We start from the raw sequence: 1,479 nt of genomic DNA, 5'->3' as shown, positions 1-1,479 counted from the left end.
GTACAGGCTCTGTCCGGTCATCGCCGAGTACTGGATACGCTCCTCTTCCGGCATCAGGTTCAGCACGGCGTCCATCAGGGAGGATTTCCCCGCCGCGCTGCTGCTCTGGATTAACACGGCCAGCGGTTTATCCAGTTTGCGCGAGACCGCCGCCAGATACCCGGTCAGCAGATTGGTGGATTCGCCGACCACCCCGCAGGCGGCCATATCGGCAATAATCTGTTCAGCCAGATTCGGCGATTGCAGCAACGCCAGCGCGGCGGCTTCGTCTTCGGCACTGACCGTCACCGCCGTKGTCCCTGAGGCTTCGGCCTCCGATCGCTGCTCAGCRTCCTGTTGCTGTTCCAGCATCAGCAGCACCCGCCCGGCTTCGCGTTTGATGACCGACAACTCGCATTCCAGTTCAGACGCYGCCGTGCTGATGTAGTTCTGCCGCGAACGGGCGTGATACATGTCCAGCGTATCCACATGGAACAGGCCGGACGTTTCATCACGGACCTGCACGTTCACCTTCATTACATCCGGCACCGGGGATTTTTTCATCCCGCGTATCCGCCAGATACGTGGCCCGCTTTTCATCAACAATTCACCGGACGCCGTGTGCTCACAGGGCACTTGTGCAACCTGTGGCTCTGGCAAGGCAGCTAAAGAAGCCGGTTTCGTTTCCCCTGTCGTTTGGTGTTCTTCCGTCATATTCGGCGCTGCGGGCCGTTCATGGCTGAACACCGCGCCCGGCGCCGTTCCCTGTCCCAGCCAAACCGCCTGTTGCAAGGCCAGCCCCAGCGCATGTTCGGCGTGGCCGCTTTTCAGCGCATAGTCATTGGCATCCAACCCCGGCGGGAACTGGACCCGCCATGCCTCAATGCCGGCTTCCAGTAAATCAGCGGCAACACCGGTTGCGCCACGGTCTCCGGCCTCATCCCGGTCAAAGGCAATCAGCACCCGTTTCACGCCGTGATACTGCAAGGCGTCAAGGTGATCGCGGTTAAAACCGTTCACCCCGAATGCGGCGATCACGTTGCGGAACCCGGCACACCAGAACGTCATGGCATCGATCAGCGCTTCGCACAGGATAATTTCATTTGACGCCTGCATCGCCGATTCATTCCAGACCCCGGCCAGTGCTGACGGCAGGTACAGATGCTTCGGGCTGTCTTTCAACACTTTGTAATCCGGCTGAGTTCGGCGGCCATACAGTTGCAACACCCGTCCGCGGCTGGCCACACTGGCCGATTCGGCCCAGCCGATAACGGGCACAACAACGCAGCCCCGGAAGTGGTCCTGCCGGGTGGTGGTACGCAACACGCCCAGCCCAGCCAGTTTGTCGCGCAACTGCTGCCCCTCATTACTCGATTTCGACGGCAACAACCCCGCTGAACCGCCGATACCGTGATTGCCTGCGTACCCCAGCTTAAAGTGACTGACCAGTTCAGGATGATGCAGTCCGCGTCGTTCCAGCCAGGCTTTGGCTTCCGGTGA

General features: G+C 60.4%; 1 protein-coding gene. It reads right to left on the bottom strand.

Annotation, left to right across the window (positions count from 1 at the left end):
- Positions 1-1,479 (bottom strand): toprim domain-containing protein (locus D3222_RS24540; protein WP_118988347.1); only part of this gene is annotated, 1,479 nt, incomplete at both ends.

The organism is Photorhabdus sp. CRCIA-P01 (genome assembly GCF_003545805.1).
GTDB classification, from domain to species: Bacteria; Pseudomonadota; Gammaproteobacteria; order Enterobacterales; family Enterobacteriaceae; genus Photorhabdus; species Photorhabdus antumapuensis.
This window is presented reverse-complemented; position numbering and strand designations above follow the sequence as displayed.